The sequence below is a fragment of the Mesorhizobium sp. SEMIA396 genome (assembly GCF_024518615.1).
In the GTDB taxonomy this organism is placed as follows: Bacteria; Pseudomonadota; Alphaproteobacteria; order Rhizobiales; family Rhizobiaceae; genus Mesorhizobium.
In genome coordinates this window covers 154037-180335 of the sequence record NZ_JANIFC010000007.1, presented here as the reverse complement: position 1 = coordinate 180335, position 26299 = coordinate 154037, and the positions used below count along the sequence as shown (strand labels likewise).

At 62.4% G+C, this 26299-nt stretch carries 23 protein-coding genes; 12 read left to right on the top strand and 11 right to left on the bottom strand.

Translation table 11 applies throughout. The features are described from left to right. Positions 1–38 precede the first annotated feature (38 nt). Together NP503_RS18310 and NP503_RS18305 are read right to left on the bottom strand one after the other, a co-directional pair. Positions 39–767 (bottom strand): GntR family transcriptional regulator, encoded by a 729-nt coding sequence (locus NP503_RS18310; RefSeq protein WP_127267799.1) that lies wholly within the window; start codon positions 765–767, stop codon positions 39–41. 7 nt (positions 768–774) lie between these two features. Continuing rightward, complete coding sequence (locus NP503_RS18305) at positions 775–2055, bottom strand: D-amino acid dehydrogenase (protein ID WP_127267800.1); 1281 nt, start codon at positions 2053–2055, stop codon at positions 775–777. A gap of 220 nt (positions 2056–2275) precedes the next feature. On the opposite strand from NP503_RS18305, the gene NP503_RS18300 reads away from it, so the two are divergent. Beyond that, the gene (locus NP503_RS18300; protein ID WP_127270737.1) at positions 2276–3070 is read left to right on the top strand and encodes an aspartate/glutamate racemase family protein; all 795 of its coding nucleotides are present in this window, start codon (positions 2276–2278) and stop codon (positions 3068–3070) included. A 40-nt stretch (positions 3071–3110) separates the two neighbouring features. Here the strand turns inward: NP503_RS18300 and NP503_RS18295 are convergent, their stop codons facing one another. From NP503_RS18295 to NP503_RS18275, 5 genes are all read right to left on the bottom strand, one after another. Beyond that, on the bottom strand, positions 3111–3902 hold the full coding sequence (locus NP503_RS18295; RefSeq protein WP_127270739.1) for a molybdopterin-binding protein: 792 nt from the start codon (positions 3900–3902) through the stop codon (positions 3111–3113). 1 nt (position 3903) lies between these two features. Further along, the gene (locus NP503_RS18290; RefSeq protein ID WP_127270742.1) at positions 3904–4782 is read right to left on the bottom strand and encodes a cytochrome b/b6 domain-containing protein; all 879 of its coding nucleotides are present in this window, start codon (positions 4780–4782) and stop codon (positions 3904–3906) included. A gap of 97 nt (positions 4783–4879) precedes the next feature. Continuing rightward, complete coding sequence (locus NP503_RS18285; RefSeq protein ID WP_023810520.1) at positions 4880–5557, bottom strand: DUF1345 domain-containing protein; 678 nt, start codon at positions 5555–5557, stop codon at positions 4880–4882. Between the two features lie 31 nt (positions 5558–5588). Beyond that, positions 5589–6059: a YaiI/YqxD family protein gene (locus tag NP503_RS18280; RefSeq protein WP_127270240.1), complete on the bottom strand. Its 471-nt coding sequence runs from the start codon at positions 6057–6059 to the stop codon at positions 5589–5591. Between the two features lie 70 nt (positions 6060–6129). Then, the gene (locus tag NP503_RS18275; protein WP_127270241.1) at positions 6130–7257 is read right to left on the bottom strand and encodes an S-(hydroxymethyl)glutathione dehydrogenase/class III alcohol dehydrogenase; all 1128 of its coding nucleotides are present in this window, start codon (positions 7255–7257) and stop codon (positions 6130–6132) included. 197 nt (positions 7258–7454) lie between these two features. Between NP503_RS18275 and NP503_RS18270 the strand changes: the two genes are divergently transcribed. The 3 genes from NP503_RS18270 to NP503_RS18260 all read left to right on the top strand — a co-directional run bounded on the left by NP503_RS18270 (position 7455) and on the right by NP503_RS18260 (position 13973). Then, positions 7455–9467, top strand: coding sequence for an acetyl/propionyl/methylcrotonyl-CoA carboxylase subunit alpha (locus tag NP503_RS18270; protein WP_127270745.1), 2013 nt, complete (start codon positions 7455–7457; stop codon positions 9465–9467). 107 nt (positions 9468–9574) lie between these two features. Then, positions 9575–13102: a DNA polymerase III subunit alpha gene (dnaE, locus tag NP503_RS18265; protein WP_127270747.1), complete on the top strand. Its 3528-nt coding sequence runs from the start codon at positions 9575–9577 to the stop codon at positions 13100–13102. A gap of 67 nt (positions 13103–13169) precedes the next feature. Continuing rightward, positions 13170–13973, top strand: coding sequence for a potassium channel family protein (locus NP503_RS18260; RefSeq protein ID WP_127270750.1), 804 nt, complete (start codon positions 13170–13172; stop codon positions 13971–13973). An 11-nt stretch (positions 13974–13984) separates the two neighbouring features. Here the strand turns inward: NP503_RS18260 and NP503_RS18255 are convergent, their stop codons facing one another. Then, positions 13985–14866 carry a DMT family transporter gene (locus NP503_RS18255; RefSeq protein ID WP_127269138.1) on the bottom strand — a complete coding sequence of 294 codons (882 nt, stop codon included), beginning with the start codon at positions 14864–14866 and terminating at the stop codon, positions 13985–13987. Between the two features lie 197 nt (positions 14867–15063). Here NP503_RS18255 and NP503_RS18250 point away from each other — a divergent pair, with 197 nt between their 5' ends. Then, complete coding sequence (locus NP503_RS18250; protein ID WP_127269139.1) at positions 15064–15570, top strand: hypothetical protein; 507 nt, start codon at positions 15064–15066, stop codon at positions 15568–15570. Here the strand turns inward: NP503_RS18250 and NP503_RS18245 are convergent. Continuing rightward, positions 15567–16895, bottom strand: coding sequence for a DNA polymerase IV (locus tag NP503_RS18245; RefSeq protein WP_127269140.1), 1329 nt, complete (start codon positions 16893–16895; stop codon positions 15567–15569). The two genes, NP503_RS18250 and NP503_RS18245, sit on opposite strands and share 4 nt — an antisense overlap. 65 nt (positions 16896–16960) lie before the next feature. On the opposite strand from NP503_RS18245, the gene NP503_RS18240 reads away from it, so the two are divergent. After that, positions 16961–17536, top strand: coding sequence for a GNAT family N-acetyltransferase (locus NP503_RS18240; RefSeq protein ID WP_127269141.1), 576 nt, complete (start codon positions 16961–16963; stop codon positions 17534–17536). Between the two features lie 171 nt (positions 17537–17707). After that, positions 17708–19231: a hypothetical protein gene (locus NP503_RS18235; RefSeq protein ID WP_127272774.1), complete on the top strand. Its 1524-nt coding sequence runs from the start codon at positions 17708–17710 to the stop codon at positions 19229–19231. Positions 19232–19247: 16 nt separating this feature from the next. Here the strand turns inward: NP503_RS18235 and NP503_RS18230 are convergent, their stop codons facing one another. Together NP503_RS18230 and NP503_RS18225 are read right to left on the bottom strand one after the other, a co-directional pair. Continuing rightward, positions 19248–19901: a hypothetical protein gene (locus tag NP503_RS18230; RefSeq protein WP_127271109.1), complete on the bottom strand. Its 654-nt coding sequence runs from the start codon at positions 19899–19901 to the stop codon at positions 19248–19250. Beyond that, entirely contained in the window at positions 19898–20197 is a 300-nt protein-coding gene (locus NP503_RS18225; RefSeq protein ID WP_024503583.1) for a DUF3572 domain-containing protein, read from the bottom strand. The genes NP503_RS18230 and NP503_RS18225 overlap by 4 nt, the downstream gene beginning before the upstream one ends. Before the next feature lie 246 nt (positions 20198–20443). Between NP503_RS18225 and NP503_RS18220 the strand changes: the two genes are divergently transcribed. The 5 genes from NP503_RS18220 (at position 20444) to NP503_RS18200 (ending at position 26272) form a co-directional block, all read left to right on the top strand. After that, positions 20444–20815, top strand: a complete 372-nt coding sequence (locus NP503_RS18220; protein ID WP_127271107.1) for a response regulator — start codon at positions 20444–20446, stop codon at positions 20813–20815. Positions 20816–20848: 33 nt separating this feature from the next. Continuing rightward, the gene (locus NP503_RS18215) at positions 20849–22222 is read left to right on the top strand and encodes a PleD family two-component system response regulator (protein WP_023810534.1); all 1374 of its coding nucleotides are present in this window, start codon (positions 20849–20851) and stop codon (positions 22220–22222) included. Between the two features lie 519 nt (positions 22223–22741). After that, complete coding sequence (locus tag NP503_RS18210) at positions 22742–24214, top strand: FAD-dependent monooxygenase (RefSeq protein WP_127270063.1); 1473 nt, start codon at positions 22742–22744, stop codon at positions 24212–24214. 139 nt (positions 24215–24353) lie between these two features. Continuing rightward, positions 24354–25088: a FadR/GntR family transcriptional regulator gene (locus tag NP503_RS18205; protein WP_027036801.1), complete on the top strand. Its 735-nt coding sequence runs from the start codon at positions 24354–24356 to the stop codon at positions 25086–25088. Beyond that, positions 25085–26272 carry a PLP-dependent transferase gene (locus tag NP503_RS18200; protein WP_127272295.1) on the top strand — a complete coding sequence of 396 codons (1188 nt, stop codon included), beginning with the start codon at positions 25085–25087 and terminating at the stop codon, positions 26270–26272. Before NP503_RS18205 ends, NP503_RS18200 begins: the two co-directional genes overlap by 4 nt. Positions 26273–26299: the final 27 nt, after the last annotated feature.

Here is a 26299-nt window from a genome sequence, read left to right as displayed (position 1 = left end):
GGTAGGGGGTTGCCTCGGTCAAAGCTGGGGTTGCCCGATTAGATCTGGTCGACGTCGATGTATATCCTTGCCAAGCCTTCCCTGACGGTCGACATGGCATCGGCGACACTGATGGCGATGTGGTCGTGCATGAGCCTTGCGGCGCTGTTGGCATCGCGGGCTACCATGGCCCGGGCGATTTCGCTATGTTCGGTGTAGGTTGTCGACAATCGCCGGTGCTTCTCCACTTCGATCTTGCGAACGAAATGGATGCGCGTGTTGATGCCTTCGAGCATGCGCGCCAGTTCGGGATTGCCTGACAGCCTGGCGATGCGGATGTGAAATTCCTCGTCCCTGGCGGTCAGTTCGGCGCTGGAAAACGAGTCGGCGCGCGCCATGGTGAGCGCCCACCAGTCGACGAGCGTGGCAAGCTCCTCATCTGTCGCGCGCTGGACCGCCAGCCTGACGGAGCGCTCCTCGAGCACCGCTCGCACGTCGGAAAGATTGACGATCTCGTCGACATCGAAGCCCCGGCAAAAGAAGCCGCGATTGGTCTGGAAGGTGATGAGTTCCTCCGTGACCAGCCGCTGGAGAGCTTCCCGGATCGGGCTGCGGCTGACATTCAGCCTCGCGGCAAGCGCCACTTCGTTGATGCGTTCGTTCGGCTTGAAGCGATAGTCCATCGCCATGCGACGGATCTCTTCATAGACACGCGGGCCGGTCTTGATCGGCTTGGATGCCAACGCCGCATTGTTGTCCTGGTTGGTTTGTCTGGTGGGTCGAAGCATGGCGTCGTCAAGCCTTTGCGGCGCTTGGTTCGGCGAACCGCGCCTGTGTGGGAAGGATGCCGTCGAGGGCGATCGGCGCTGCCCGGCCGGCGATCAGATCGGCGACGATACGGGCCGATCCATGCGCCATGGTCCAGCCGATATGGCCGTGCCCGGTGTTCAGCCACAGGTTTCGGATGTCGCGCAGGCCGAGGATCGGCAGGTTGTCGGGCGTCATGGGCCTCAGGCAGGCCCGCATCTCGGCGCGATCATAGGCGATGCCGCGCGGGAACAGGTCCTGCGTGACGCGCTTCATGAAGGCGAAATCCGAAGGCTTGTGGCTGCGATCATAGCCCGCGAATTCCGCGGTGGCGGTCACGCGGATGCGATCGCCCATCGGCGTGATGGCGACGAGATTGTGCTCATCGATGACAGGGAGTTTTGGAGCCAGCGCCTGATCGACGATGGGAATGGTCATGGAATATCCCTTGACCGGATAGATCGGCAGACCAAGGCCGATCTTGCGGGCGAGGACGGGGCTCTCGGCGCCGAGACACAGAACGTAGGTGTCGGCCAGAAACTCTCCCTTGTCGGTGACGATCTTGGTGATCGTTTCCTTTCTGCGTTCGATCCCCACGATCCTGGTCCCTGTCAGGATCTTGCCGCCCCTATTTTCGACGATGGCCGCCAGCGCGCGCGTGAACTTGGCGGCGTCGCCGGTTTCGTCGGTCGGACACAATACGCCGCCGGCAATGTTGTCGCGCGACAAAGCCAGCGCCGGCTCGCGGTCAACGATTTCCTGCGCGTCGACGATACGGATCTCCTGGCCGTCGGCCTCCAGCAGGCGCATGTTGGCGATGCCCTTGTCGAGCGCCTGGCGGTTGCGGTGGAAGTAAAGAATGCCGGCCGATGTCCTGTCGTACTGGATCGCTTCCTCCCTGACGACCGCCTGCAGGACCGATTGGGAATGGACCGCAAGCCGATGTTTGAGAAGGGTGTTGCGACGCGCTTTGGCGGCCGTGCATTGCATGAGGAAGCGCAGCGACCAGCTGTAGAGATGCGGGTCGGCGGAGAGCTTGAAACGAAGCGCCTGGTCTTTCTGGAACAGCGACTTCAGCAGGATTTTTGGCGCGGCCGGCGATGACCAGACGAAGGAATGGCCGGGCGCGATCATGCCGGCATTTGCCCAGCTTGCCCCTTCGGCCACCTGTGATGCCTGCTCGAGAACGGTGACCGTGTGGCCGTCCTTCTGCAACTGATAGGCAGTGGTGATCCCGACAACGCCACCGCCCAAGATCAATATGCGCATCGCTGACCCGAATGGTTGTCGTTTCTATTGTCGACAATTCAACAGGAAGACGCTGGCCATTGTCAACGGCGCGTGGGTCGACGATCGATTCACCGTTCAGACAGGGCGAAATCCGGCATTTCCCGGTTCCCAAAATTGGAACGGAGCTCTTGACACGTTTGGCAAAGTTGTCGCTTCTATTGTCGACAATTCTGATTGGCATCAGGAAGGGGACTGCGCCATGGACGCCCCGCTTAGCCGCGCCGACGATGCGCTTGTCGTCGACAAGGAACACATTCCCTTCAAGACCGACGACGGCATCGGCACCCGCGCCAATCTCGGCCTGCTCGTCCTTCGAACCGACCAGACCATCGAGGATGAATTCCGCTATGCGCTGCCCGCGCGCGACATCGCGCTGTACGAGGCGCGGCTCTACAGCGATGTCGAGATCACGCCGGAAAACCTGATGAAGATGTCGGCCGTCATCCCGGAAACTGTCGGGCTCTTGCCGGACGTCAAGTTCGATGTGATCGGTTTTGCCTGCACCTCGGGAGCGCTGGTTATCGGCGAGGACAAGGTCGCCGAACGCGTTCATGAGGTGCTGCCGGGCGTGCAAGTGACCAACCCGGTGACGGCGGCAAGGGCGGCGCTGAAGGCCCTGGGCGTCTCGCGGATCGCGCTGCTCACCCCTTATCTGGCGAAAATCAATCATTCGCTACGTGCATCGCTGATGGCGCGGGGGATGGACATTCCGGTCATGGGCTCCTTCAACGAGGCGGATGACAATGTCGTTGCGCGCATCACGCCGGCATCGGTCAAGCAGGCCATCTTGGAAATCGGTGCGTCGAGCGACTGTGAGGCGGTGTTCGTTTCCTGCACCAGCATGCGCGTTGCCCGCATCATCGAGGAGGTCGAGAAGGAACTGGGGAAACCGGTAACCTCGAGCAATCACGCCCTTGCCTGGCACATGCTGCGGCTCGGCGGCATTGGCGAGCAGATCGCCGGAAAGGGCGAACTGTTTCGCCGCTCGCTATAGGTTGGCCATCTTTGGGGCCGCAGCGTTTGCGGTGTGCGATTCAGATTCCGCCGTACCAGTCATAACCATTGTCTTCCCAATAGCCGCCGCGACCGCCGCCGACAGTGGCGAAGCCGTCGACCAGCTCGATCTTGTAGAGATATTTCGGCATCTTGTAGCCGAGTTGGCGCTCGACGCGAACCCGCAGCGGAGCGCCGTTCTCGACCGGCAGCGGCTTGCCGTTCAGGCCATAGGCGAGGATCGTCTGCGGGTGACGGGCATCGATCAGGTCGATGCTGCCGTAATATTTGATGTCGCCGGAGAGGCTGCGGTCGATCGTATCGAGGCAATGGAACATGACGTAGCGCGCCTGCGGTTTGACCACCGCCTGGTCCAGCACCAGCGACAGCGGCGTGCCGGTCCATTTGGCGATGCAGCTCCAGCCTTCGACGCAGTCATGGCGGGTGATCTGGGTGCGGCTCGGCATATTCTGGAGTTGCTCGCGGCTGAGCGATAGCGGCTTCTCGACAAGGCCTGAAACCTCCAGTCGCCAGTCGGCAAAGTTGTTGGCGAGCAAGCCCTTGTAGACATCGTCATCGGGAGCGGTGACACCATTCGGCCGCTGCGGCTGGCGGATGTCGGCCTCGGTGAATTCCGGGGCCAGCGCGTCACTTCCGGCAAGCAGCCGCTGTGCGCGGTAGGTCAGGCCATTGGCGTTTTCGAGGAAACTGCGCAGGCCGCTGCCAACACCTAGCTGACTGTCGAAGGCGTCGCAGCCCGACAGCATGATGCCGGAGACGCCAAGACTGGCACCGGTCAGGAATTTGCGGCGGCTGATCTGGAATTTTGCCATGTCAGGCACTCCTCTCGGCTGTATCGTCCTGTGCGGGAGGATCTGTCCGATACCAGCCGGTGATGATCGAGCGCAGTTCGTTGATCGGGCCGGCGGCCAGGATCATCAGGATATGGACGACGAAGAAGGCGACCAATAGCACCATGACGGTGAAATGGATGGTGCGTGCCGTCTGCCGGCCACCGAGCAGATCGTTGAGGAACGGCAGCACCGAATTCATGCTCGGCGACATGGCCAGACCGGTGATGATCATCAGCGGCAACAGCACGAACAGCACCCCGCCATAGGCCATCTTCTGCAGCGTGTTGTATTCGCGCGTGTGGTGGAATTTGAGCTTGGCGTGGTCAACGATGTCTTGCGGCAATCGTTTCAAATCGTCGAGGCGTGGCGCGAGATCGCGCCGCAGATGGCCGTTCACGGTGCTGGCGACAAACCAGACGATCAACGTCGTGGCCAGTATCCAGGCAAAGAAGAAATGGATGACGCGCGCGGTGCCGAGATCATAGTAGGATGGGATGGTCGCCCAGGAGGGAAAGGCGCGGGACGTCTCCTGGCCGGCCGGACCCGACCAGCCGAGCACGCCAGTGGTGTCGAAGCGATGCCCAAAGATTTCCGTGTAGCCGCGCGGACCCGCATCGGAATTCTCGGCGCCGATGGCGAAGATGGTGTTGTTGTATTCGAAGCCCGATTCTTTGCCGATATAGAGCTGCGGACGGGCATTGAAGATCTGCAGGCCTGACAGCAGCATGAAGAACAACGAGATAGCCCAAAGCCAATGCGTCAGCCGTGTCCAGCGCGACTGCCGGTAGATCAGCGTTTTGTCGTTCGACGCCGAAGCGCCTGGATCGGCGGCGGATTGGCTTCTGGCAACGGATTCCATCGTCTTTCGTCTCCCGGCCTCGCGGCATGGCCTGCGCGTTCATTGTCCTCCTGATACGTCGCGATCCAAACCGATGTTTCATCCGATCACGGATTTATTACGGACCGCCCAGGCTGACGGCGAGATTGACGGCGGCGGCGACGATGACCGTGTTGAAGAAAAACGACAGGATCGAATGGACAAGCACGACACGACGCATATGCGTGGTCGAGATGTTGGTATCGGCGGTCTGTGCCGTCATGCCGATCACCGTCGAGAAGTACAGGAAGTCCCAGCCCTCCGGCCGTTTGTCGCCCGGGAACAGCAGTCCGCCGACAGGGATTTTCTTCCTGGTCTCGGCATCCACAGCATCGCCGTCCATCCAGTAGACATGAGCATAATGGAGCGCTGCCATGGCATGAATGGTGAACCAGCCGAGCGGGATCGACAGCAGCGCGAAGGTGAGCTCGACGGGATGGCTTCTGTCCTTCTGATTGATCAGTAGGAACAATGAGATAACGGCAACGCCGACGACGACAAGCGTCACAGCGAAGATGACCAGCACCGGCTGGTCCGTGGCACGCGCATTCCTGCTCAGATACCTGCCGGTGAACTTCGGCATCTGGGCGACGACGAGAATGACATAAGCGGCAAAGAACGCGTTGGCGCCGATCGAATAGGCAAGCGGGGCGTGCAGCAGCAACGCCACGAGAAGCGCAAAAACGCCAACGCAGGCCGACACAGCGAACAACATGTGGCGCTGAATGGGAGACTTCACCGGGGTTTCGGCAGCCATGTCGGTTCCAACCTTGAATGGCGCTCGGTTTCTAGTCTGGTGTGGCGGATTTGAGCGCCCGCCGCAAGATGCGGTCGAGTTCGCCGAGAAACCGCGACCGGTCTTGCGGCGCGAAGCTGGCATTGTAGCCCTTGCTTTCGCCGGTCTCGCGCAGATGCTGCTTCAGGTCACGCATGGCTACCGCCATGCCGATCGTTTCCGGCGTGAAGGGGCGTCCCGTTGGCCCAAGCACATGGGCGCCGAGTGCCACCGCGCGGGCGGCCAGCGGAATGTCGGCGGTGATCACAATGTCGTTGGTGCGTGCATTGTCCACGATCCAGTCGTCGGCGGCATCAGCGCCCTTGGAGACCACCACATTGCGGATCATCGGATCGCGCGATGGCCGCAGGCCGCCATTGGAGACGTAGGTGACAACGACGCCATGCCGGTCGGCCACTTTTTCGACCTCGGCCTTGACCGGGCAGGCGTCTGCATCGACGAGAATAGCGGGGAGTTCGCTCATGTTTCTTTTCTCCTCCCACTTGTGAACCACAGAGGTCGCGGGCCGATTGGGCGGCGGCCTGGTATCTTCCTCAGTAAACCACGACGCTTCTGATCGATTTGCCCTCATGCATGAGATCGAAACCCTTGTTGATGTCCTCGAGCTTCAGCGTGTGAGTGATCATCGGGTCGATCTGGATCTTGCCGTCCATGTACCAGTCGACGATCTTGGGCACGTCGGTGCGGCCGCGCGCGCCACCGAAGGCGGTTCCCATCCAGGTGCGGCCGGTGACCAGCTGGAACGGCCGCGTCGAGATCTCCTGGCCGGCACCGGCGACGCCGATGACGACCGACTTGCCCCAGCCGCGATGCGAGGCTTCCAGCGCCTGGCGCATCACCTTGGTGCTGCCGGTGCAGTCGAATGTGTAGTCGGCGCCGCCGATCTGGTCGGCGCCACGCTTGGTCATGTTGACGAGGTGGGGCACGACATCGCCGTCGATCTCCTTCGGATTGACGAAATGCGTCATGCCGAAGCGCTCGCCCCACTCCTTCTTGTCGTTGTTCAAATCGACGCCGATGATCATGTCGGCGCCGGCAAGTTTCAGGCCTTGGATCACGTTGAGGCCGATTCCGCCGAGGCCGAAGACGACGGCGGTGGCGCCGATCTCGACCTTGGCGGTGTTGATCACAGCACCGATGCCGGTGGTGACGCCGCAGCCGATGTAGCAGATCTTGTCGAAGGGCGCGTCGGGGTTGACCTTGGCTAGCGCGATCTCGGGCAGCACGGTGAAGTTGGAGAAAGTCGAGCAGCCCATATAGTGAAAGATCTTGTCCTTGCCGATCGAGAAGCGCGATGAACCATCGGGCATCAGGCCCTGGCCCTGGGTGGCGCGGATGGCCGTGCACAGATTGGTTTTTCGCGACAGGCAGGAATGGCACTGGCGGCATTCGGGCGTGTAGAGCGGGATGACGTGGTCGCCCTTCTTGAGCGAGGTGACGCCCTTGCCGATATCGACGACGACGCCAGCGCCCTCATGGCCGAGGATGGCCGGAAACAGACCTTCAGGATCAGCACCCGACAGCGTGAATTCGTCGGTGTGGCAGATGCCGGTCGCCTTGATCTCGACCAGCACCTCGCCCTCACGTGGGCCGTCGAGATCGACCTCCATGATCTCCAGCGGCTTTCCGGCGGCGACAGCGACAGCGGCGCGGGTTTTCATCAGACGTCCTCCAATGCGAGTTTTTTCCAAGGTTTCAGGTTTTGCCGACACGATCAACTGGCGGCTGGCTCCCTGACTGGGCCACAGCGATGAATTGGAATCGCAAGTCGATTGAAAGGCAGTGAATTGCATGGTCGGCTTGACCCTGCAAGCACAGGCCATAAAAGGAACGGCCGACCCGAGGGATGACATTTCGCATGTTCACCAAGATCCTGATCGCCAATCGCGGCGAAATTGCCTGCCGCGTCATCAAGACGGCGCGCAAGATGGGCATCGCCACGGTTGCCGTCTATTCCGATGCCGATCGCGATGCCGTGCATGTCGAGATGGCCGACGAGGCGGTGCATATCGGGCCTTCACCAGCCGCGCTGAGCTATCTCGTCCCGGAAAAGATCATCGCCGCCTGCAAGGAAACGGGGGCCCAGGCCGTGCATCCCGGCTACGGATTCCTGTCCGAGCGGGCGGCCTTCTGCGAAGCGCTGGAAGCGGAAGGCATCATTTTCATCGGCCCGAAGCCCAAGGCCATAAAGGCGATGGGCGACAAGATCGAATCGAAGAAGTTCGCCAACGCCGCCAAGGTTTCCACCGTGCCCGGCTGGCTCGGCGTCATCGAGAATGCCGACCATGCCGAAAAGATTGCCGGCGAAATCGGCTACCCCGTGATGATCAAGGCTTCGGCCGGCGGCGGCGGCAAGGGCATGCGCATCGCCTGGAGCGAGGCCGAAGTGCGCGACGGCTTCGACCGCGCGCGCTCGGAAGCCAAGAGTTCGTTCGGCGACGATCGTGTCTTCATCGAGAAATTCGTCGTCGATCCGCGCCATATCGAAATTCAGGTGCTGGCCGACGCGCATGGCAATGCGCTCTATCTCGGCGAGCGCGAATGCTCGATCCAGCGACGCAACCAGAAGGTCGCCGAAGAGGCGCCGTCGCCGTTCCTGGATGCCGAGACGCGCAAGGCTATGGGTGAGCAGTCGGTGGCGCTGGCCAAGGCCGTCGACTACCAGAGCGCCGGCACGGTCGAATTCATCGTCGACAAGGACAAGAACTTCTATTTCCTTGAAATGAATACACGATTGCAGGTCGAGCATCCGGTGACGGAGCTCGTCACAGGCATTGATCTGGTCGAGCAGATGATTCGCGTCGCCGCCGGCGAAAAGCTTGCCATCAAACAAAGCGATGTCAAACTGAACGGCTGGGCAGTGGAAAGCCGGCTCTATGCCGAAGATCCCTACCGCAACTTCTTGCCGTCGATCGGCCGGCTGACACGCTACCGGCCGCCTGAGGAAGGACAATTCGGCGATGTCATCATCCGCAACGACACCGGCGTCACCGAAGGCTCCGAAATCTCGATGTTCTACGATCCGATGCTCGCCAAGCTGTGCACCTGGGCGCCGACGCGTCTGGAGGCCATCGATGCCATGTCGGAAGCGCTCGACAGCTTCGTCGTCGACGGTATCGAGCACAACATTCCGTTCCTGGCTGCCTTGATGCAGCATCCGCGTTGGCGGGAAGGGCGGATATCGACCGCTTTCATATCGGAGGAATATCCCGACGGCTTCGCGCCGGTCGTACCGAACGACGATGAGAAGGCCGTGCTGGCGTCGATTGCGACGGCGGTGGAACTGCTGCGCCGTGACCGGCTCGACCGGCTGGGCGGGCGGCTGGCGCCGCATTCGGGAGCTCTGAAGCGCGACTGGGTGGTAAAGATCGGCGATGACTATCTGTCGGCCTCGATTATCGAGGGCATGATTTCCATTCCGATGGAAATCGATCTGTCGATCGAGGCCGGCAGGGCGTTGACCGTTGCATCAGACTGGCGGCCGGGCGACCTGGTCTGGCGCGGCACGGTCGGCAAGCGCAAGGTTACGGCTCAGGTCAGGCCGGTTGCCAACGGCTTTCGCATAGCCTGGAAAGGCATGTCGGTGACCGCGCGCGCCATGCTGCCGCGCACCGCCGAGCTGGAAAGGCTGATGCCCGAAAAGGTGGCGCCGGACACGTCGAACCTGCTGCTTTGCCCGATGCCCGGCCTTGTCGTGTCGATTGCCGTTGCCGAAGGCCAGGAGGTCAAGGCCGGCGAGACCTTGGCGGTGGTGGAAGCGATGAAGATGGAAAACGTGCTGCGTGCTGAACGCGACCTTGTCGTCTCCAAGCTCAACGCCAAACCGGGTGACAGCCTGGCTGTCGACGCGGTGATCATGGAGTTTGCGTAAGGCTGGCCGGGCAGGCAGCCTGTGATCAGCAGTGGTTTGTGCTGGACTGGCATCGCGCGGTCCCGGACAATACATCTCCATCGACTCAAGGACCTTCACACAGCACCATGGCCGACGAAAAACTTCCCCGCGATCCCCTGAAGCGCGAAGCAGCGATTGCTGCGGCGCGGCCGGAGGCCCCGGCGCGGCCCTTCGTCCATTTGCGCGTGCATTCGGCCTATTCGCTGCTGGAAGGCGCCTTGCAGATCGGCAAGGTGGTGGCTCACGCCGTCAAGGACGAAGCCCCGGCCATTGCCGTGACCGACACCAACAATCTGTTCGGCGCCCTGGAATTCGCGCAGAAGGCGGTGAAGGACGGCATCCAGCCAATCATCGGCTGCCAGGCGGCGCTCGCCTTTTCCGGCGAAAACAGCGATGGCCAGCGCGACCGCCGACGGCAAGGTCCCGATATGCGGCCGGTCGTCCTGCTCGCCGCGACCGAAGCCGGCTATTCCAATCTGGTCAGGCTGGTCAGCCGCGTCTACCTCGAAACGCCGCCAGGCGAAGCCGTGCACCTGGCCACCGAAATGATGGAAGGCTTTTGTGACGGGTTGATCTGCCTCAGCGGTGGGCCGCGCGGACCGATCGGCACCGCGCTCAAGGAAGATCGCCGCGATCTGGCCGAAGCCCGGCTTTTGACCCTCAAGGCAATGTTCGGCGACCGGCTCTATGTCGAGCTGGATCGGGTTTCCGGTTATGATCGCGTGATCGAAAAATCCTCGATCGATCTGGCCTATGCCCATGAACTGCCCCTGGTCGCCACCAACGAGGCGTTCTTTTCCTCCCGTGACGACTATGACGCACATGACGCGCTGATCGCCATCGCCGAAGGATCGGTCGTCGCCGCCGACAATCGTCGCCGGCTGTCGCCGGACAATTTCCTGCGCAGCCAGGCCGATATGGCCAGGCTCTTTGCCGATCTGCCAGAAGCGATCGACAACACTGTCGAGATCGCGCTGCGCTGCTCCTATTATCCCAAAAACCGCAATCCGATCCTGCCGCGCTTCACCGGCGGCGATGTCGCTGACAATGACGCCGCGGTGCAGGCGGAAGCCGACGAACTGGCCCGCCAGGCGCATGAGGGGCTCGACGCGCGCCTCGCCATGCATGGCCCGACTGCGGGCTACTCGGTCGAGCAATACCGCGAGCGGTTGAATTTCGAGCTTGGCATCATCACCAAGATGAAGTTTCCCGGCTACTTCCTGATCGTTGCCGACTTCATCAAATGGGCCAAGGCGCAAGGCATTCCGGTCGGGCCAGGCCGCGGTTCGGGCGCAGGCTCGCTGGTCGCCTATTCGACGACCATCACCGACATCGATCCGCTGCGCTTCTCGCTGCTTTTCGAGCGCTTCCTCAATCCCGACCGCGTGTCGATGCCCGACTTCGACATCGACTTCTGCCAGGATCGGCGCGAGGAGGTCATCCGCTACGTCCAGCAGAAATACGGCCGCGACCAGGTCGGCCAGATCATCACCTTCGGTACGCTGCAGGCGCGCGCCGTGCTGCGCGACGTCGGCCGCGTGCTGCAGATGCCCTATGGCCAGGTCGACAAGCTCTCCAAGATGGTGCCGCAGAATCCGGCCAACCCGGTCAAGCTCGCCGACGCCATCGCCAACGAGCCGCGCTTTGCCGAAGAGGCCGAGAGGGAGCCGATCGTCCAGACGCTGCTCGACATGGCGCAGAAGCTGGAGGGCCTTTACCGCCACGCCTCGACGCACGCCGCCGGCATCGTCATCGGCGACCGGCCGTTGTCGGAACTGGTGCCGATGTACCGCGATCCGCGCTCGGACATGCCCGTCACCCAGTTCAACATGAAATATGTTGAGCAGGCCGGGCTGGTGAAGTTCGACTTCCTCGGCCTGAAGACGCTGACCGTGCTGGAGACGGCGGTCAAGCTGATCCGCCGGCGTGGCATCGAGATCGACCTGGCGACGATCCCGCTCGACGATCCCGAGACCTACGCCATGCTGTCGCGCGGCGAAGTGGTCGGCGTGTTCCAGGTGGAAAGCGCCGGCATGCGCAAGGCGCTGATCGGCATGCGGCCCGACTGCATCGAGGACATCATCGCGCTGGTTGCGCTCTACCGCCCCGGTCCGATGGAGAACATTCCGACCTACAACGCCAGAAAGCATGGCGAGGAGGAGATGGCGTCGATCCATCCCAAGATCGACCATCTGGTGAAGGAGACGCAAGGCGTCATTGTCTACCAGGAACAGGTGATGCAGATCGCGCAGGAGCTGTCCGGCTACTCGCTCGGCGAAGCCGATCTGCTGCGCCGCGCCATGGGCAAGAAGATTCGCGCCGAGATGGACAAGCAGCGCGAGCGCTTCGTCTCCGGCGCGGTCGAGCGTGGCGTCGGCAAGCCGCAAGCCGACTTCATTTTCGACCTGCTGGCCAAGTTCGCCGACTATGGTTTCAACAAATCGCACGCCGCCGCCTATGCGGTGGTTTCGTACCAGACCGCCTATCTCAAGGCGCATTATCCGGTCGAGTTCCTGGCGGCGTCGATGACGCTCGACATGGGCAACACCGATAAGCTCGCCGATTTCCGCCAGGACGCGCTGCGCCTTGGTATCGAGGTTTTGGCGCCTTCGGTGATGTCGAGCTTTCGCCCCTTCGAGGTCGGTGAGAACCGCATCTACTATTCGCTGGCAGCGCTCAAGGGTGTCGGCGACGCTGCGGTCGAGCACATCGTTGCCCAGCGTGGCGAAAAGCCGTTCAAGAACCTCGCCGATTTCTGCGAGCGGGTCGATCCCAAGATCGTCGGCAAGCGTGTCTTCGAAAGCCTGATCATGGCCGGCGCGCTCGATTGCTTCGGCCACGACCGCGCATCGATGATGGCGGGCGTGGAACGCATGATGGGACTGGCGTCGCTGGCGCAGCAGAACGCGGTTTCCGGCCAGCACGACATCTTCGGCGCTTCGCTCGGCGCCCAGTCGCAGGCACTTAATCTGCCGGCGACGGAGCCATGGCTCGCCGCCGACCGGCTGCACCGTGAATTCCAGGTGGTCGGCTTCTATCTCTCGGCGCACCCGCTCGACGAGTACAAGGCAGCCCTGCAGAAGATGCGGGTTCAGACCTGGGCCGAGTTTTCGGCGGCCGTCAAACGCGGTGCCGCCGCCGGCCGTCTGGCCGGCACGGTGACGTCCAAGCAGGAGCGCAAGACGCGCACCGGCAACAAGATGGGCGTTATCGCCTTTTCCGACACATCCGGCCAGTACGAAGCCGTGCTGTTTTCCGAAGGACTGGCGCAATATCGCGATCTGCTCGAGGCCGGCCGCTCCGTGGTCATCACCGTTGCCGCCGAGGACAGGCCGGAAGGCGTCAATCTGCGCATCAACTCGGTGCAGTCGCTGGAGGACGAGGCAAGCCGTATCCAGAAGGCACTTCGCATCTTCGTGCGCAACGCCTCGCCGATCAACACGCTGGCCGGCCAACTGACTGTCAGGGGCGAGGGGCAGGTCAGCTTCGTGCTGATCAAGGACGAAGGCGAGGGCGAAATCGAGATCGAGCTGCCGAACCGCTACCGGATTTCGCCGCAGATCGCTTCGGCGATGCGCGCGGTGCCGGGTGTGGTCGAAGTGGAGCTGGTGTGACCCCCGCTCTTTCTCGCGCGCGGCGGTCAGCCGGGCGGTCGCTGCCGCGAACGCCAGCGCAGTCAGTATGAAGCCGGCGCAGAGGAACGGGTCGCAGGCGGTTTCAGCCTTGGCGCGGCTGCGTGACAGGCTGCGCAGGCTCTATCATGGGCGCACGCCGGCCGCTTTCCGGTTCCAACTGGTGGCCGTCGTCATCGACCTCGCCATCATCGCCTTCTTCATCGCGACGCCGGTTCTTCAGGACAAGCCGTCCTTCCTCTGGCTCGACTATTCGGCGGCCGCGCTTGTCGCCGCGGATCTGGTCGCCCGGCTGCTTGCCTCCAAAAACATGCTGCGGCTGATGAAGCAGCCGACGTCGTGGGTCGATGTCTTCATCCTTTTGACGCTGCTGATGCCGACGGCGTTCGCCAATCTCGCCTTCCTGCGCATCCTGCGGCTGTGGTCGCTGTCGCGCAGCGGTTCGCTCTGGCGGCATCTGGAGATGCGCGGCCTGAGGCCGTGGCGCGAGGCCAGCCACGCGGTCATCAACCTTTTGACCTTCCTGTTCGTCATCACCGGCTTCGTCTACACGTTCTTCTTCCGCACTGGCGCCGGTCTGGAAAACTATGTCGACGCGCTTTATTTCACCGTCGCCACGGTGACGACGACCGGCTTCGGCGACATCGTGCTGCCGGGCATAGCCGGCAAGCTGACCGCAATCGTCACCATGATCATCGGCATATCGCTGTTTGTCAGACTGGCTCAGGCGATCTTCCGGCCAGCCAAGGTTTTGTTTCCCTGTCCGCAGTGCGGCTTGCGGCGGCACGAGCCGGACGCCGTGCATTGCAAAGCCTGCGGTCATCTTCTCAACATACCCGACGAAGGGAACTGACGGCCGGCGTACTACGACGCCGCCACTTCGGCCGGCTTTATAGCCCTGCGCTGAAGATTGAGCAGATTGCCCATCAGGATCAGCAGCGCGCCGCCGGCGGTGAAGGCATCGATCTGCTCGCTATAGAGCAGCCAGCCAATCAGCGCCGATAGCGGCACGCGCAGAAAATCCATCGGCGAGACGATGGTCGCATCGGCATAGCCAAGCGCGCGGGCCATACAGAAATGCGACGACATGCCGGTGAAAGCGATCAGCACGATCCACGGCCATAGCTCCAGTGGCGGATTGCGCCACGTATAGAGCGCCGGGATGAGACCGACCATCGACTGGATAATCAGCATCCAGCAGATGATGCGCACGACGCTGTCAGTCCGGGTCAGCGATTTGATCGTGACCACCGAGATGCCGAAGCAGGCCGCGGCACCCAGCACGACGAGATGTCCAGGGTCGACCGAGCCGACACCGGGGCGCACGATGATCACCACGCCGATCAGCCCCAGCCCGATCGCTGCCAGCTTGGGCCGGTTCAGCCTTTCGCCCAGAAAAATCACCGCCAGGATAGCTGTCCAGATCGGCGTGGTGAATTCGATCGAGATCAGCACCGCCAGCGGGATCAAAGTGAGGGCGTAGAGCCAGGCCGCCTGGCCCGTGTAATGGATGACGTTGCGGGCGATATGGGCAATGGGGCGCTGCGTGCGCATGGCTCGAAAACCGCCACTCATCATCACCAGCGGCAGAAGGATGAAGAAGCCGATCACAGAGCGCAACTCAAGCACCTGGAAGACGTTGAGCTCCGCTGTCGTGGCTCGGCCGGCGACCGTCATCCCAAGGAAGGAAGCGATCGACAGTGCCATCCAGAACGCGGCCTTGGGGATCGAGGGGGTGGGTGCCATTCGCGCTATGTCGCAGGCGAGGGCTTCTGCCGCAATCGCTACACAAGGCATTCTTCTGGGCCAGTCGCGACTGGCTGGATGTTGTAAAACAGTCGTGTGGCGGGCGGAACCTGAAACCGCAAGTGGCGTTGAGTTCCGGTGGTCAGCCGTGCTCGCGGACCGTCCCGCCTTTTTCAAGATCGACAAGGAGAGCTTCAATGAGATCCTTCGCGCAATTCGCGCTTACCGGCGGCTTATTGGTTGCGGCAGGTGCGGCACATGCCGACGAGGCCCAATTTCTCCAGGCGTTCAAGGGCAATTTCGCCGGCAAGGGTATCGTCAAGGTCACCACCGATGCGCCGACCGTGAACGTGTCCTGCACGTTCAGCTCGAACGCGACATCGACCTCCCTGTCGCTCGACGGCAATTGCCGGGGACTTGTCGTGGTCACGCGCGCCATCAGCGCGGACCTGAAGGCCAGCGGTGCCAAATACAGCGGCACCTATGTCGGCTCTCGCACGGGACCGGCGCAGCTTAACGGCAGCCGTTCGGGCAACGCGATCAACCTGGGCATTCGCTGGGCCAAGGAGGTCAATGGCGACCGAAGGGCGCAGATGAAGGTCGAGAAACGCGGCGAGAACGGCATGCGGCTGACCGTCATCGACACCGACCCGAAAACCGGCAAGAGCGTGGTGACGAGCAGGATTGATCTGCAGCGCACCTAATCCTCCAGCGGCTCCGGCGGATGGGCGTCGCGGCCCTTGCCGAATGTGTAGCCGGTTTCCACCGCTTTGCGGCCGAACTTGTCGCGCAGGGCGTCAATGGCGCCTTCGGCCATGGCGCGCTTGCGCGATTGGATGTCGACCAGATCGGGCGGGTCGGCCTTGTCGTCGTCCGAGAGGTCGCTGACACCGATGCCGAGCAGCCGATACTTCGTGCCGTCGGTTTCCTTGCGCAGAAGCTCCACCCCGGTCTGAAAGATGCGGTCGGCGAGCCGGGTCGGATCGCCGAGCTGGCGATTGCGCGTGCGCAGCTTGAAATCCTGGGTCTTCAGCTTCAAGACCACGGTGCGCCCGGCAATGCCTGACTTTTTCAGCCGTGCCGAGACCTTTTCCGAAAGGCCCCTGAGAACCGCGACCAGTTCCTCCAGCGACGCGATATCGGTGTCGAAGGTGGTTTCGGCCGATACGCTCTTGGCATCCTGGTCGGGATCGACGCGGCGGACGTCCTCGCCGCGCGAAAGGTGGTAGAGCCGGTCGCCCATCGTGCCGTAGCGGCGCATCAGGTCGCCGCGATCCATCTGCTGCAACTGGCCGATGGTGCGGATGCCGTCACGCTCCAGCGTGGCGTTGAATGCCTTTCCGACACCCCAGATCATGGTCACCGGCTGCGCCGAGAGGAAGCCGACTGCCTCGGCCTCGCCGATGACCGAGAAACCGCGCGGCTTGCGAAAGTCAGACGCAATCTTGGCGAGGAACTTGCAATAGGACAGGCCGGCCGAAACGGTGATGCCGATCTCCTTCTCGACGGCCTGCGCGAAGCGCGCCAGCACCACAGCGGGCGGCAGGCCGTGCAGCCGTTCGGTGCCGGCGAGGTCGAGAAACGCCTCGTCGATCGACAGCGGCTCGACCAGCGGTGTCAGCGCTTGCATCATGGCGCGCACTTCGCGGCCGACGCGCACGTATTTTTCCATGTTGGGGCTGATGACCACCGCCTCCGGGCAGGCTTCGAGCGCCTTGAACATCGGCATGGCCGAGCGCACGCCTTGGATGCGGGCGATATAGCATGCGGTGGAGACGACGCCGCGCTTGCCGCCGCCGATGATCAGCGGCTTGTCCTTGAGCGCCGGATTGTCGCGCTTTTCGATCGCCGCATAGAAGGCGTCGCAATCGATATGGGCCAGATGCAGCCGGTAAAGCTCTGGATGGCGCGCAAGCCGCGGGCTGCCGCAGCGCTCGCAGCGGCGCGCCTGGCTGCGCTGAAACGTCAGGCAGTCGCGGCAAAAACCGTGATCGGGATTGTTGACAGGGGCCGCCATCGCTGCGAACATAAAGAGAACAGATGCAATGGTACGACAGTGCAAGGCCAGCGACAAGGCTGGCCTGGGGAGAACGCATGAGCACGACCATAGCGCCACTTGCACCCGAGCTTTGGGCTGAATTCGAGGACCTCTTCGGCAAGCAAGGCGCCTGCTACGGCTGTTGGTGCACGCATTTCCGGCTGGCGCCGGCGGTGCGGCGCGAGAGCAGCCGGGAACGCAACAAGGACCACATCAAGGCGCGTATCGAGGCCGGCCCGCCGCCCGGACTGCTGGCATTCGAAGATGGCCAGGCGGTCGGCTGGATGCAGATCGGACCGCGCGCCGACGTACCCGAATGGAACAATCAGGGCAGGGGCTCGGCACCGGTCGATCCTGCCGACGCCGCGGATCCGGCCGTCTGGGCGATCTCCTGCTTCTTCATCCGCGCCAAGGCGCGCGGCAGGGGCATCACGCATCGCCTCGTCGAAGGCGGCATAAATTTCGCCCGCCAGAATGGAGCCCGGCTGCTCGAGGCGTGCCCGATGGACCTGTCTCGCGATTCGCGCTCGATCGGCCTGTTCGTCGGCTCGTCGCGGATCTTCGAGAAGGCGGGTTTCGAGCGGCTGGTGGAACGCAAGGCCGGCCGCCCGCTGATGCGGCTGGTGCTTTGATGAGGTCCGCTCGTGGCTTGTTGATCTCACCTTGCGGTTGCAGCAGTAATTTCATACCAGACGGACGTCCCTTCTAAAGCGCATGCGCTTTGGGGTTTTGTTTATGCATGTCGTTCTCCCAAACCAGGACCCACTTTGGGCGACATGCATTAGGTCAAACGGAGAATTCGCGTGAACCGTGCCCTGCCATTCGTTTTCCTCCTTGCGTTGAGCGCGCCTGCGTTCGGTCAGACCGTCGATAGTCAGGGTGCGAAGCAATTATCCGACGACTTGTCCCGCTATGTCGGCAAGCAGGCCATCGACAAAGGCATTTTGAAGGTTTCGCTTGAAGGTGGCGCCTACAGGATCCTGTTCGATTTCAAGGCACTTGCGGCATCGTTTCCGGACCAGAAACTGCTGAAGTTCGACTTCGCGCCCTATGCCCTGATGGTCAAGCCGCGCAGCGACGGGTCCTGGGATGTCTCCATGGATTTCTCCCAAACTGCCTCCTTCGAGTTCAACGGACCCGAAGGGCTGCAAAGCACTCAGTTTTCGATCAAGGACGGCAAGGGTTCGGGCGTCTACGATCCAAATCTGGCGGCCTTCACCAGCGGCACCAGCTCGATGGCCGGCATGACGATGGCATCGAAGGATGCCAAGCAGCACATGGAAGCCAGCACGGGCGCCGGCATCGCGACCGTTGCCGCGACCAAGTCGGCGACCGGGGGCGTCGATTTCACAACCTCGCAAAAGGTGTCGAGCTTTGTCGAAGCGATCGATTTCGACGATCCGGAGAGCGGGTTGAAATTCCCGGTCACCGTCAGGTCGCCGGAACTGTCGGTCGAAGCCAGCGGCAAGGGCGTGCGGACCAAGCCATTGCTCGACCTCCTGGCATTTGCGGTGGCCAACGAGGACGAGGCGACGCTGAAGGCCAACCAGGCGCAGCTCAAATCGCTTCTGCTCGCCGCCTTGCCGCTTTGGCAGCGTATCGACGGGACCTACGGTTTTAAGGATTTCGCGGTGGAAAGCCCGGTCGGCAATTTCGGCGCCACCCAGCTCAGCACCGTGTTCGGCACCGATGGCGTGGCCCAGAACGGCACGATCACGTACGGCATCAAGGCATCGGGGCTGACCGTGCCGACCCAGCTTCTGCCGAGCTGGAGCGTGGGGTTGTTGCCCACCGATGTCGATTTGAACTTTGGCGGCGCCAATATCGATCTCGACAGCATGGCGAAGAAGGCGATCGAAGCTTTTGATCTCAATAAGAATCCGCCGCTGCCGGCCGAATTCGGCGAGCAGCTTAAAGTCGACTTCATGGCCAAGATGCCGAAGGTCGTGCTTGGCCACAGCACCGTGAAGAACAAGGACACGGAGATCGCGCTGGAAGGCGAGATGACATTCCCAGGCGAAAAGCCCGAAGGAAGCGTAACCGTCGATGTCGCCGGCTTCGACAAGCTTGTCGAAGGCCTGCAGGAAGCGGCAAAGTCGGAACCGGAGGTTGGCCAATACGTGCCAGTCGCTCTCATGGCGAAGGGCTTTGGCAAGACGCTGCCCGACGGCCGGCTGGAATGGATCGTCAATGCCAAGGCCGATGGCTCGGTCACCGTCAATGGCGTCATGCTGAAGCCCGCCGATCCGGCCGTGGACGACAGCCTGGATGATGGTGACGGCGCCGATGACAGCGGAGACGACAGCGGCGGCGCAGGTGCGAACTGAACCCTGAAGCTGGAGTTCAGAGCCCCAGCGCGCTTGCGATCTTGGGCGCTGCCTCGTGCCAGTCCTGGACGACGACCACATCGTCCGTCACCGGCGGCAGGAATGCGCGCAGCGAATTGTCGGCCATCAGGTGGAACAGTTCGGCGTCGGCGACCGATTCCCGTACCGACGCCAGATTGTGCGGCTGATCGTCGACGAAGACCACCGGTCGGCCGGCCTTGCCGCGAAGCTTGGCCACTGCCGGCCCTTTGGCCATTTCAGTGGTCAGAAGCGGGTAGCTCAGCCCAAGCGCGTCGAGATGGACGCGACGCACGGCACGGTGTTTGTGCGGCATGGCCGTCAGCAAGATGATTTCCGCGCGATCGCCAAGCCCTGCCAGGGCTTCTGACGCGCCGTCAGTAATGTTTTGCCAATCGGCTTGCGCGTCAAAGAAATCGGCCAGCAGTGCCGTGACTTCGGGCTGTTCGATCAGGCGGCCGCTGGCGGTCTCTGCGATGTTGCCGGTCAGCCGGAACGAGGCCAGCGTCAGGCCATAGCCGCGCGCCTTGAGGAAATTCGGAAACGGTCGGATGAATTCGAGCACGACATCGTCGACATCGAGGACAAGCAAGGGTCGGTCGTCGGCTGCCAGTTCTTCGATCTGGCGCGCGGTTTCCGGATCATCGCTCATATGGAATGCTCGTGGTTGTCGTCGCCCAGCGGCAGCGACCGCAAGGCTTTGCCGACAGCCGCCGGCGGGGTGCCGGTTTCCTCGGCAAAGCGCATCAGAGTCGGCTCGTGGGCGAGGATGAACTGCAGGACACCGGCCAGAAAACCCGGCTCGCTGGCGGCTTTGCGGATCGAATGGACCTCTATGCCGGTGATTGCCAGAAAGCGCGGCAGAAGCTCCGGATCGGAGGCGACGAAGCCCAGGGCCTTCACGGCAATCGATTCCGCTTCTTCGCGCATTGACGCTGCGTTTGCCATCACTACCTTCGGTGTGTGGAATGAGTCTCTCCCGCAGTAATGGCAAGAGTTGCTTGCGGCAAGCCATTAGAGCGTGGCGCGCCCTTTGGACGCGCAGGGGACGAGGTGGAATTCGCGCTGTTTTCCAGCCGCGGATTTCCGTTTCGTCAATCATATTGCCGTAAAGTGAAGCAGGGTTTGATGCGTTCAGACATGGGCGCATGACGGTTGCCTTCGAAGCGGAAGGGCAGCCGGGACGGGAAATCGATGCCGAAGAAGGTTATGATCGTCGAAGACAATGAGCTCAATATGAAGCTCTTTCGGGACCTCATCGAGGCAAGCGGTTACGAGACCGTGCGCACCCGAAACGGTCTGGAAGCGCTCGATTTGGCGCGCCAGCACAAGCCGGATCTGATCCTGATGGATATCCAATTGCCTGAAGTGTCGGGGCTTGAAGTGACCAAATGGCTGAAGGAAGACGACGAACTGCACGTCATCCCGGTCATTGCGGTGACCGCCTTCGCCATGAAGGGCGACGAGGAACGTATCCGCCAGGGCGGCTGCGAGGCTTATATTTCTAAGCCGATCTCGGTGCCGCGTTTCATCGAAACCATCAAATCCTATCTGGGCGATGCGTGATGTGCCCCTTCAGCCGAGCCGGAGCCTTGTGAAATGACTGCTCGGATCCTCGTCGTCGACGATATCCCTGCCAATGTGCGGCTGCTGGAAGTGCGGCTGCTGGCCGAATATTTCGAAGTGCTGACCGCCACCAACGGGCCGGATGCGATAGAGACCTGCGAGAACGGCAAGGTCGATGTCGTGCTGCTCGACGTGATGATGCCTGATATGGACGGCTTCGAGGTCTGTCGGCGGCTGAAGAGCGATCCGGCGACATCGCACATTCCGGTGGTGATGATCACCGCGCTCGATCAGGTCTCCGACCGCGTCCGCGGGCTCGAGGCCGGTGCCGACGACTTCCTGACCAAGCCGGTCAACGACCTGCAGCTTATGACGCGCGTCAAGAGCCTGGTTCGCCTGAAGTCGCTGACCGACGAGTTGCGGCTGCGCGCCTCGACGACGCGCAACATCGGCATCGAGGAGTTGCTCAGCCGCAATTTCGCATCCGAGGACACGACGCCTAAAGTGCTTTTGATCGACGAGCGCAAATCATCCGTTGAGCGCATCCAGAAGATGCTGCGCGACCGGGCCGACCTCGACGTCACACATGATCCGCATGCCGGTTTCTTCCAGGCCGCCGAGACGTCCTATGAATGCGTGATGATCTCGACCGCGTTCGCCGATTTCGATCCGCTGAGGCTCTGTTCGCAGTTGCGCTCGCTCGATCGCACCCGTTTCGTGCCGATCATCCTGCTGGCGGAGGAGGGCGAGGAGGAACGCATCATCCGCGGCCTCGAACTCGGCATCAATGATTATCTGATGCGGCCGATCGACCAGCAGGAGTTGACGGCGCGGCTGCGCACCCAGGTGCGCCGCAAGCGTTACAACGACCAGCTGCGCGCCAGCGTCACCCAGACCATCGAAATGGCGGTGACCGATGGACTGACCGGGCTGCACAACCGCCGCTATCTGGACAGCCACCTGCAGACGCTGTTCGATCGCGCCGTAGCGCGGCGCCGGCCGCTGTCGGTGATGATCACCGACCTCGACCGCTTCAAGGCGATCAACGATGCGCACGGTCATGACGGCGGCGACGAGGTTCTGCGGGAATTCGCACGACGGCTGCGCAAGAATGTCAGGGGTATCGACCTTGCCTGCCGCTTTGGCGGCGAGGAGTTCGTCGTGGTGATGCCGGACACCGAGGGCGCGGTGGCCGAGAAGGTAGCCGAACGCATTCGCGCCGAAATCGCCCAGGCGGCTTTCGCCATCGGGCAGGACGGCAAGGCGATCGAAGTCACGGTCAGCGTCGGCGTGTCGTCGGTGCTGAAGGGCGTGGACACGGTGGCGGCGCTGATGAAGCGTGCCGATCTCGCGCTCTACGAAGCCAAAAGCGGCGGCCGAAATCGCGTCGTCGCCAAGGCGGCGTAGCGATCCAGCCCCGATTATCCTGTCAACCCGACAGGGTTACCCGTTTACCTTAATCCAAGCGATTCGCGAGCCTTGGTTAAGAAACTGTTGATTTTCATAAGCTCTTGCGCAACTGTGCAGGCCAAGACGAAGCCGGCACGAGGATAGAAAACCGGCTCCGATCCTGGGAATACCCCATGATGCTCAGGTCCGCCGCATCTCCTGGGTCCGTGGGGTCGGCCGGCCGGCGCTGGCACATAGTGGCCTCCTCGTACCGCTGCCAAACGCCGACCGGCCCCCTTCTCTCCAAAAGAACATCAGAACTCCGTGCCAAAGCACGGAGGAATCTGCGTTTTTGCATGTGAAATCAGGATACCCGTTTTGGTTCCTACACAGTTTCGCTGTGAGGGCAGCCAACGACGAGGGGAAGAGCACCCCTTCCATTTCATAGATATGGCGCACAAGGGGCTTGCGGCAAGACCCGGCTCCTCCCGTAAAACCGCGACCCAAGCCAGGGTGCGGAAAACGGGAGTTATGATAATGATTTCAGATCATGCGGTTGTGATCGCCGGGGGTGGTCCGACGGGATTGATGCTGGCAGGCGAACTGGCGCTGGCAGGCGTGGACGTTGCCATTTTCGAAAGGCGACCGGATCAGAAATTGGCAGGATTGCGCGCAGGCGGCCTGCATGCGCGCACTCTTGAGGTGCTCGACCAGCGCGGAATTGTGGATCGGTTTCTTTCACAGGGACAGATATCGCCGTCCGTGGGCTTCCACATGATCCGGTTAGGCATCAGCGATTTTCCCACGCGCCACAATTATCTGCTGGCACTGCGGCAAAACCACATCGAGCGCATCCTGGCCGACTGGGTCGGCGAGTTGAAGGTACCGATCTATCGCGGACACGAGGTTGCGGGGTTTGCCCAGGACGACAGCGGCGTCGATGTCGAACTGTCCACCGGTCACCGCCTGAGGGCCGCATATCTGGTCGGGTGCGACGGAGGCCGCAGCACCATTCGCAAGGCGACCGGTATCGAGTTCGCCGGATGGGATCCGACGATGAGCTGGATGATTGCCGAGGTCGAAATGTCGGAAGAACCGGCATGGGGCTTCCGCAGCAACGCCTCCGGAATTCATGCTCTGGGTAAGATCGAGGGCGGCAAGAAGGTTGGCGTCGTGCTGACGGAGCCCCGCCTGGAGGCGCGCGGCGAACCGACCCTGCGCGAGCTCAGCGAGGCGCTGACTGCCATCTACGGCACCGACTTCGGGGTTCACAGCCCGACCTGGCTCTCCCGCTTCACCGACATGACGCGCCAGGCTGCCGCATATCGCGACCGGCGCGTGCTGCTGGCGGGTGATGCCGCGCACATCCATCCGCCGATGGGCGGACAGGGCCTCAACATCGGCGTGCAGGATGCGGTGAACCTTGGATGGAAGCTGGCCCAAATCATCAAGGGGACATCGCCGCAAAGCCTGCTCGAAAGCTATCACGCCGAGCGCCATCCGGTCGCCGCCCGCGTGTTGCGCAACACGATGGCGCAGGTTGCGCTTCGCCGCACGGATGACCGCAGCAAGGCCTTGGCCGACACCGTTGCCGAGTTGCTCGGCATGGATGAACCCCGCAAGAAAATCGCCGCGGAGGTGTCTGGTCTGGGTGTTCATTACGACCTTGGCGAGGGGCATCCACTGCTTGGGCGGCGAATGCCCGATCTCGATCTGACCACCGCCGGCGGACGGTTGCGGGTCTTCACCTTGCTGCACGACGCGCGGCCCGTGCTGCTCAACCTCGGTGAGCCCGGCAGGCTGGACATCGCGTCCTGGGCTGATCGGGTCCGGCAGATCGACGCCGGTTACGCCGGTATCTGGGACCTCCCGGCTCTCGGGACGGTCGTTTCGCCCGACGCGGTCTTGATCCGGCCCGATGGTTATGTGGCTTGGGCCGGGGCGGGAACCCAACAGGGCCTGGTGGACGCGCTGACCACCTGGTTCGGGCCGCCTGCCACCGCAGGTTAGCAGCCACGATCGAAGCGCGACCGCGCGATCGCCTTGAGAGTATCGCGTCCCTCCCTCCGACAGTGCTCCTGACAGTTGGTTGACAGGAGCTTCCTTCTGTGCAGAAATTGGTTGGACCATTGGACCACTTGGAGGAAATGTGGACCAGAACAGCCTGCCCCCCATTCAGACCACGGCGCGCGACGACGCCGTGCTGAAGGCGTTGGTGGGCTTTGTTCGCGCCGAGGCCTTGCAGCCGGGCGAGCGGCTTCCAACCGAACGCATTCTGGCCGAGCGGCTGAAGGTCAGCCGCAACACCGTGCGCGAGGCACTGACACGCTGGGAAGGGCTCGGCCTCGTCGAGCGCCGGCAGGGCAGCGGCACCTATCTCAAGGCGGCTGTTTCACACGATATGCTGCACATGCCGCTGACGCTGGCGGGCGGCAATGATTTCACCAGCCTGATGCAGACGATGGAGATCCGCCGCGCGCTGGAGGCGGAGGCCGCAGCCCTTTGCGCCGAACGCGCCAGCCAGGCCGACATCGCCGAAATTGCACGCAAGCTCGACATCATGGAGCAGGCGTTCCGCACGCGCGACGGCATGTCGTCGGAAGAGGATTGGGAGTTCCACCAGGCGATCTACCGGGCCTCGGGTAATCCGCTGTTCGAGCAGATCATCGCCGCCATGTACGAATTGTTCCACCGCTTCTGGGAGCATCCGCTCGGCGTTCGCGATTTCGGCCATGCCAGCTTTCCCTATCACCGCACCATCTACGAATGCATCGCAGCCCGTGACCCGCAGGGCGCCCGCGCCGAAGCGCTCAAGCTGATCGCCACCGTCGAGGACGATCTCAAGCGCGGTGCGGCCAAACTCAAACTTTCGAGCCAGACATGAACGAGCATCCATCCGGTTTCGATCACGACTATCTCGCCGAGGCGGCGACACTCTTGGCGCATGACGAACCGTTCCCTGGCGGTGCGGTGGTGCCGCCGATCTACCAGACCTCGCTGTTCACCTTCGCCAGCTATGCCGAGATGGCCGATACCTTTGCTGGCAAACGAAAGCAGCCGATCTATTCGCGCGGCGACAATCCGACGGTGATGGAGTTCGAGGCGCGCGTGGCAGCGCTTGAGGGCGCAGAAGCCGCGCGCGGCTTTTCCAGCGGCATGGCGGCGATCAGCGCCACGGTGCTTGCGTTCGTTGGGGCAGGCGAGCGCATCGTGGCGGTGCGCAATTGCTATGGCGATGCCTACCGTTTGTTCGAGCGGCTGTTGCCGCGGCTCAACATCAAGGTTGATTATGTCGACGGCTCCGACCCGGATGCGGTGGCGGCGGCACTTCCCGGCGCCAAGCTGCTGTATCTGGAAAGCCCGACCTCGATGATGTTCGAGTTGCAGGACATCGCGCATCTGACACGGTTGGCCAAGGAACAGGGCATCGTCACCACCATCGACAATTCCTGGGCGACGCCGGTCTTCCAGAAGCCGATCACGCATGGTGTCGACCTGGTGCTGCATTCGGCCTCGAAATACCTTGGCGGCCACAGCGACACCGTCGCGGGCGTCGTGGCGGGTTCGGCCGCTCATATCAAGCACATCAACGAGCAGACCTATTCCTATCTCGGCGGCAAGCTGTCACCGTTCGAGGCGTGGCTGTTGCTGCGCGGCCTGCGCACGCTGCCGCTGCGCCTGCCGCACCACATGAAGAGCGGCCTGACCATCGCCGAACGGCTGAAGGCGCATGCCAGTGTCGAGCGGGTCAACCACCCCATCTATTCGAACCACCCGGGCAAGGCGACGCTGGCCGGCTATGCCGGTCTGTTCTCCTTCGAGGTGACGGACGATATCGACATCCCCGTCTTCGTCGACGCGCTGAAATATTTCCGCATCGGCGTCAGCTGGGGCGGGCATGAAAGCCTGGTCGTACCGGCCAAGGCGTCGCTGGAGCAGACGCCGGGCCTGAATTCGATGGCGCGCTTCGGCGTCAGCCCCCGAACCATCCGCTTCAATGTCGGATTGGAGAGTGTCGAAGACCTGTGGGCTGACGTCGCCCAGGCCTTCGAAAAAGCCAGAAAATAACAAGCGGGTTCAAAATGGGAGTCTTGA

Bases quoted from the DNA above. Each gene is read 5' to 3' on its own strand.
- NP503_RS18310 (WP_127267799.1), bottom strand. From the start codon at position 767: ATGCTTCGACCCACCAGACAAACCAACCAGGACAACAATGCGGCGTTG.
- NP503_RS18305 (WP_127267800.1), bottom strand. From the start codon at position 2,055: ATGCGCATATTGATCTTGGGCGGTGGCGTTGTCGGGATCACCACTGCC.
- NP503_RS18300 (WP_127270737.1), top strand. From the start codon at position 2,276: ATGGACGCCCCGCTTAGCCGCGCCGACGATGCGCTTGTCGTCGACAAG.
- NP503_RS18295 (WP_127270739.1), bottom strand. From the start codon at position 3,902: ATGGCAAAATTCCAGATCAGCCGCCGCAAATTCCTGACCGGTGCCAGT.
- NP503_RS18290 (WP_127270742.1), bottom strand. From the start codon at position 4,782: ATGGAATCCGTTGCCAGAAGCCAATCCGCCGCCGATCCAGGCGCTTCG.
- NP503_RS18285 (WP_023810520.1), bottom strand. From the start codon at position 5,557: ATGGCTGCCGAAACCCCGGTGAAGTCTCCCATTCAGCGCCACATGTTG.
- NP503_RS18280 (WP_127270240.1), bottom strand. From the start codon at position 6,059: ATGAGCGAACTCCCCGCTATTCTCGTCGATGCAGACGCCTGCCCGGTC.
- NP503_RS18275 (WP_127270241.1), bottom strand. From the start codon at position 7,257: ATGAAAACCCGCGCCGCTGTCGCTGTCGCCGCCGGAAAGCCGCTGGAG.
- NP503_RS18270 (WP_127270745.1), top strand. From the start codon at position 7,455: ATGTTCACCAAGATCCTGATCGCCAATCGCGGCGAAATTGCCTGCCGC.
- dnaE (WP_127270747.1), top strand. From the start codon at position 9,575: ATGGCCGACGAAAAACTTCCCCGCGATCCCCTGAAGCGCGAAGCAGCG.
- NP503_RS18260 (WP_127270750.1), top strand. From the start codon at position 13,170: ATGAAGCCGGCGCAGAGGAACGGGTCGCAGGCGGTTTCAGCCTTGGCG.
- NP503_RS18255 (WP_127269138.1), bottom strand. From the start codon at position 14,866: ATGGCACCCACCCCCTCGATCCCCAAGGCCGCGTTCTGGATGGCACTG.
- NP503_RS18250 (WP_127269139.1), top strand. From the start codon at position 15,064: ATGAGATCCTTCGCGCAATTCGCGCTTACCGGCGGCTTATTGGTTGCG.
- NP503_RS18245 (WP_127269140.1), bottom strand. From the start codon at position 16,895: ATGTTCGCAGCGATGGCGGCCCCTGTCAACAATCCCGATCACGGTTTT.
- NP503_RS18240 (WP_127269141.1), top strand. From the start codon at position 16,961: ATGAGCACGACCATAGCGCCACTTGCACCCGAGCTTTGGGCTGAATTC.
- NP503_RS18230 (WP_127271109.1), bottom strand. From the start codon at position 19,901: ATGAGCGATGATCCGGAAACCGCGCGCCAGATCGAAGAACTGGCAGCC.
- NP503_RS18225 (WP_024503583.1), bottom strand. From the start codon at position 20,197: ATGGCAAACGCAGCGTCAATGCGCGAAGAAGCGGAATCGATTGCCGTG.
- NP503_RS18220 (WP_127271107.1), top strand. From the start codon at position 20,444: ATGCCGAAGAAGGTTATGATCGTCGAAGACAATGAGCTCAATATGAAG.
- NP503_RS18215 (WP_023810534.1), top strand. From the start codon at position 20,849: ATGACTGCTCGGATCCTCGTCGTCGACGATATCCCTGCCAATGTGCGG.
- NP503_RS18210 (WP_127270063.1), top strand. From the start codon at position 22,742: ATGATTTCAGATCATGCGGTTGTGATCGCCGGGGGTGGTCCGACGGGA.
- NP503_RS18200 (WP_127272295.1), top strand. From the start codon at position 25,085: ATGAACGAGCATCCATCCGGTTTCGATCACGACTATCTCGCCGAGGCG.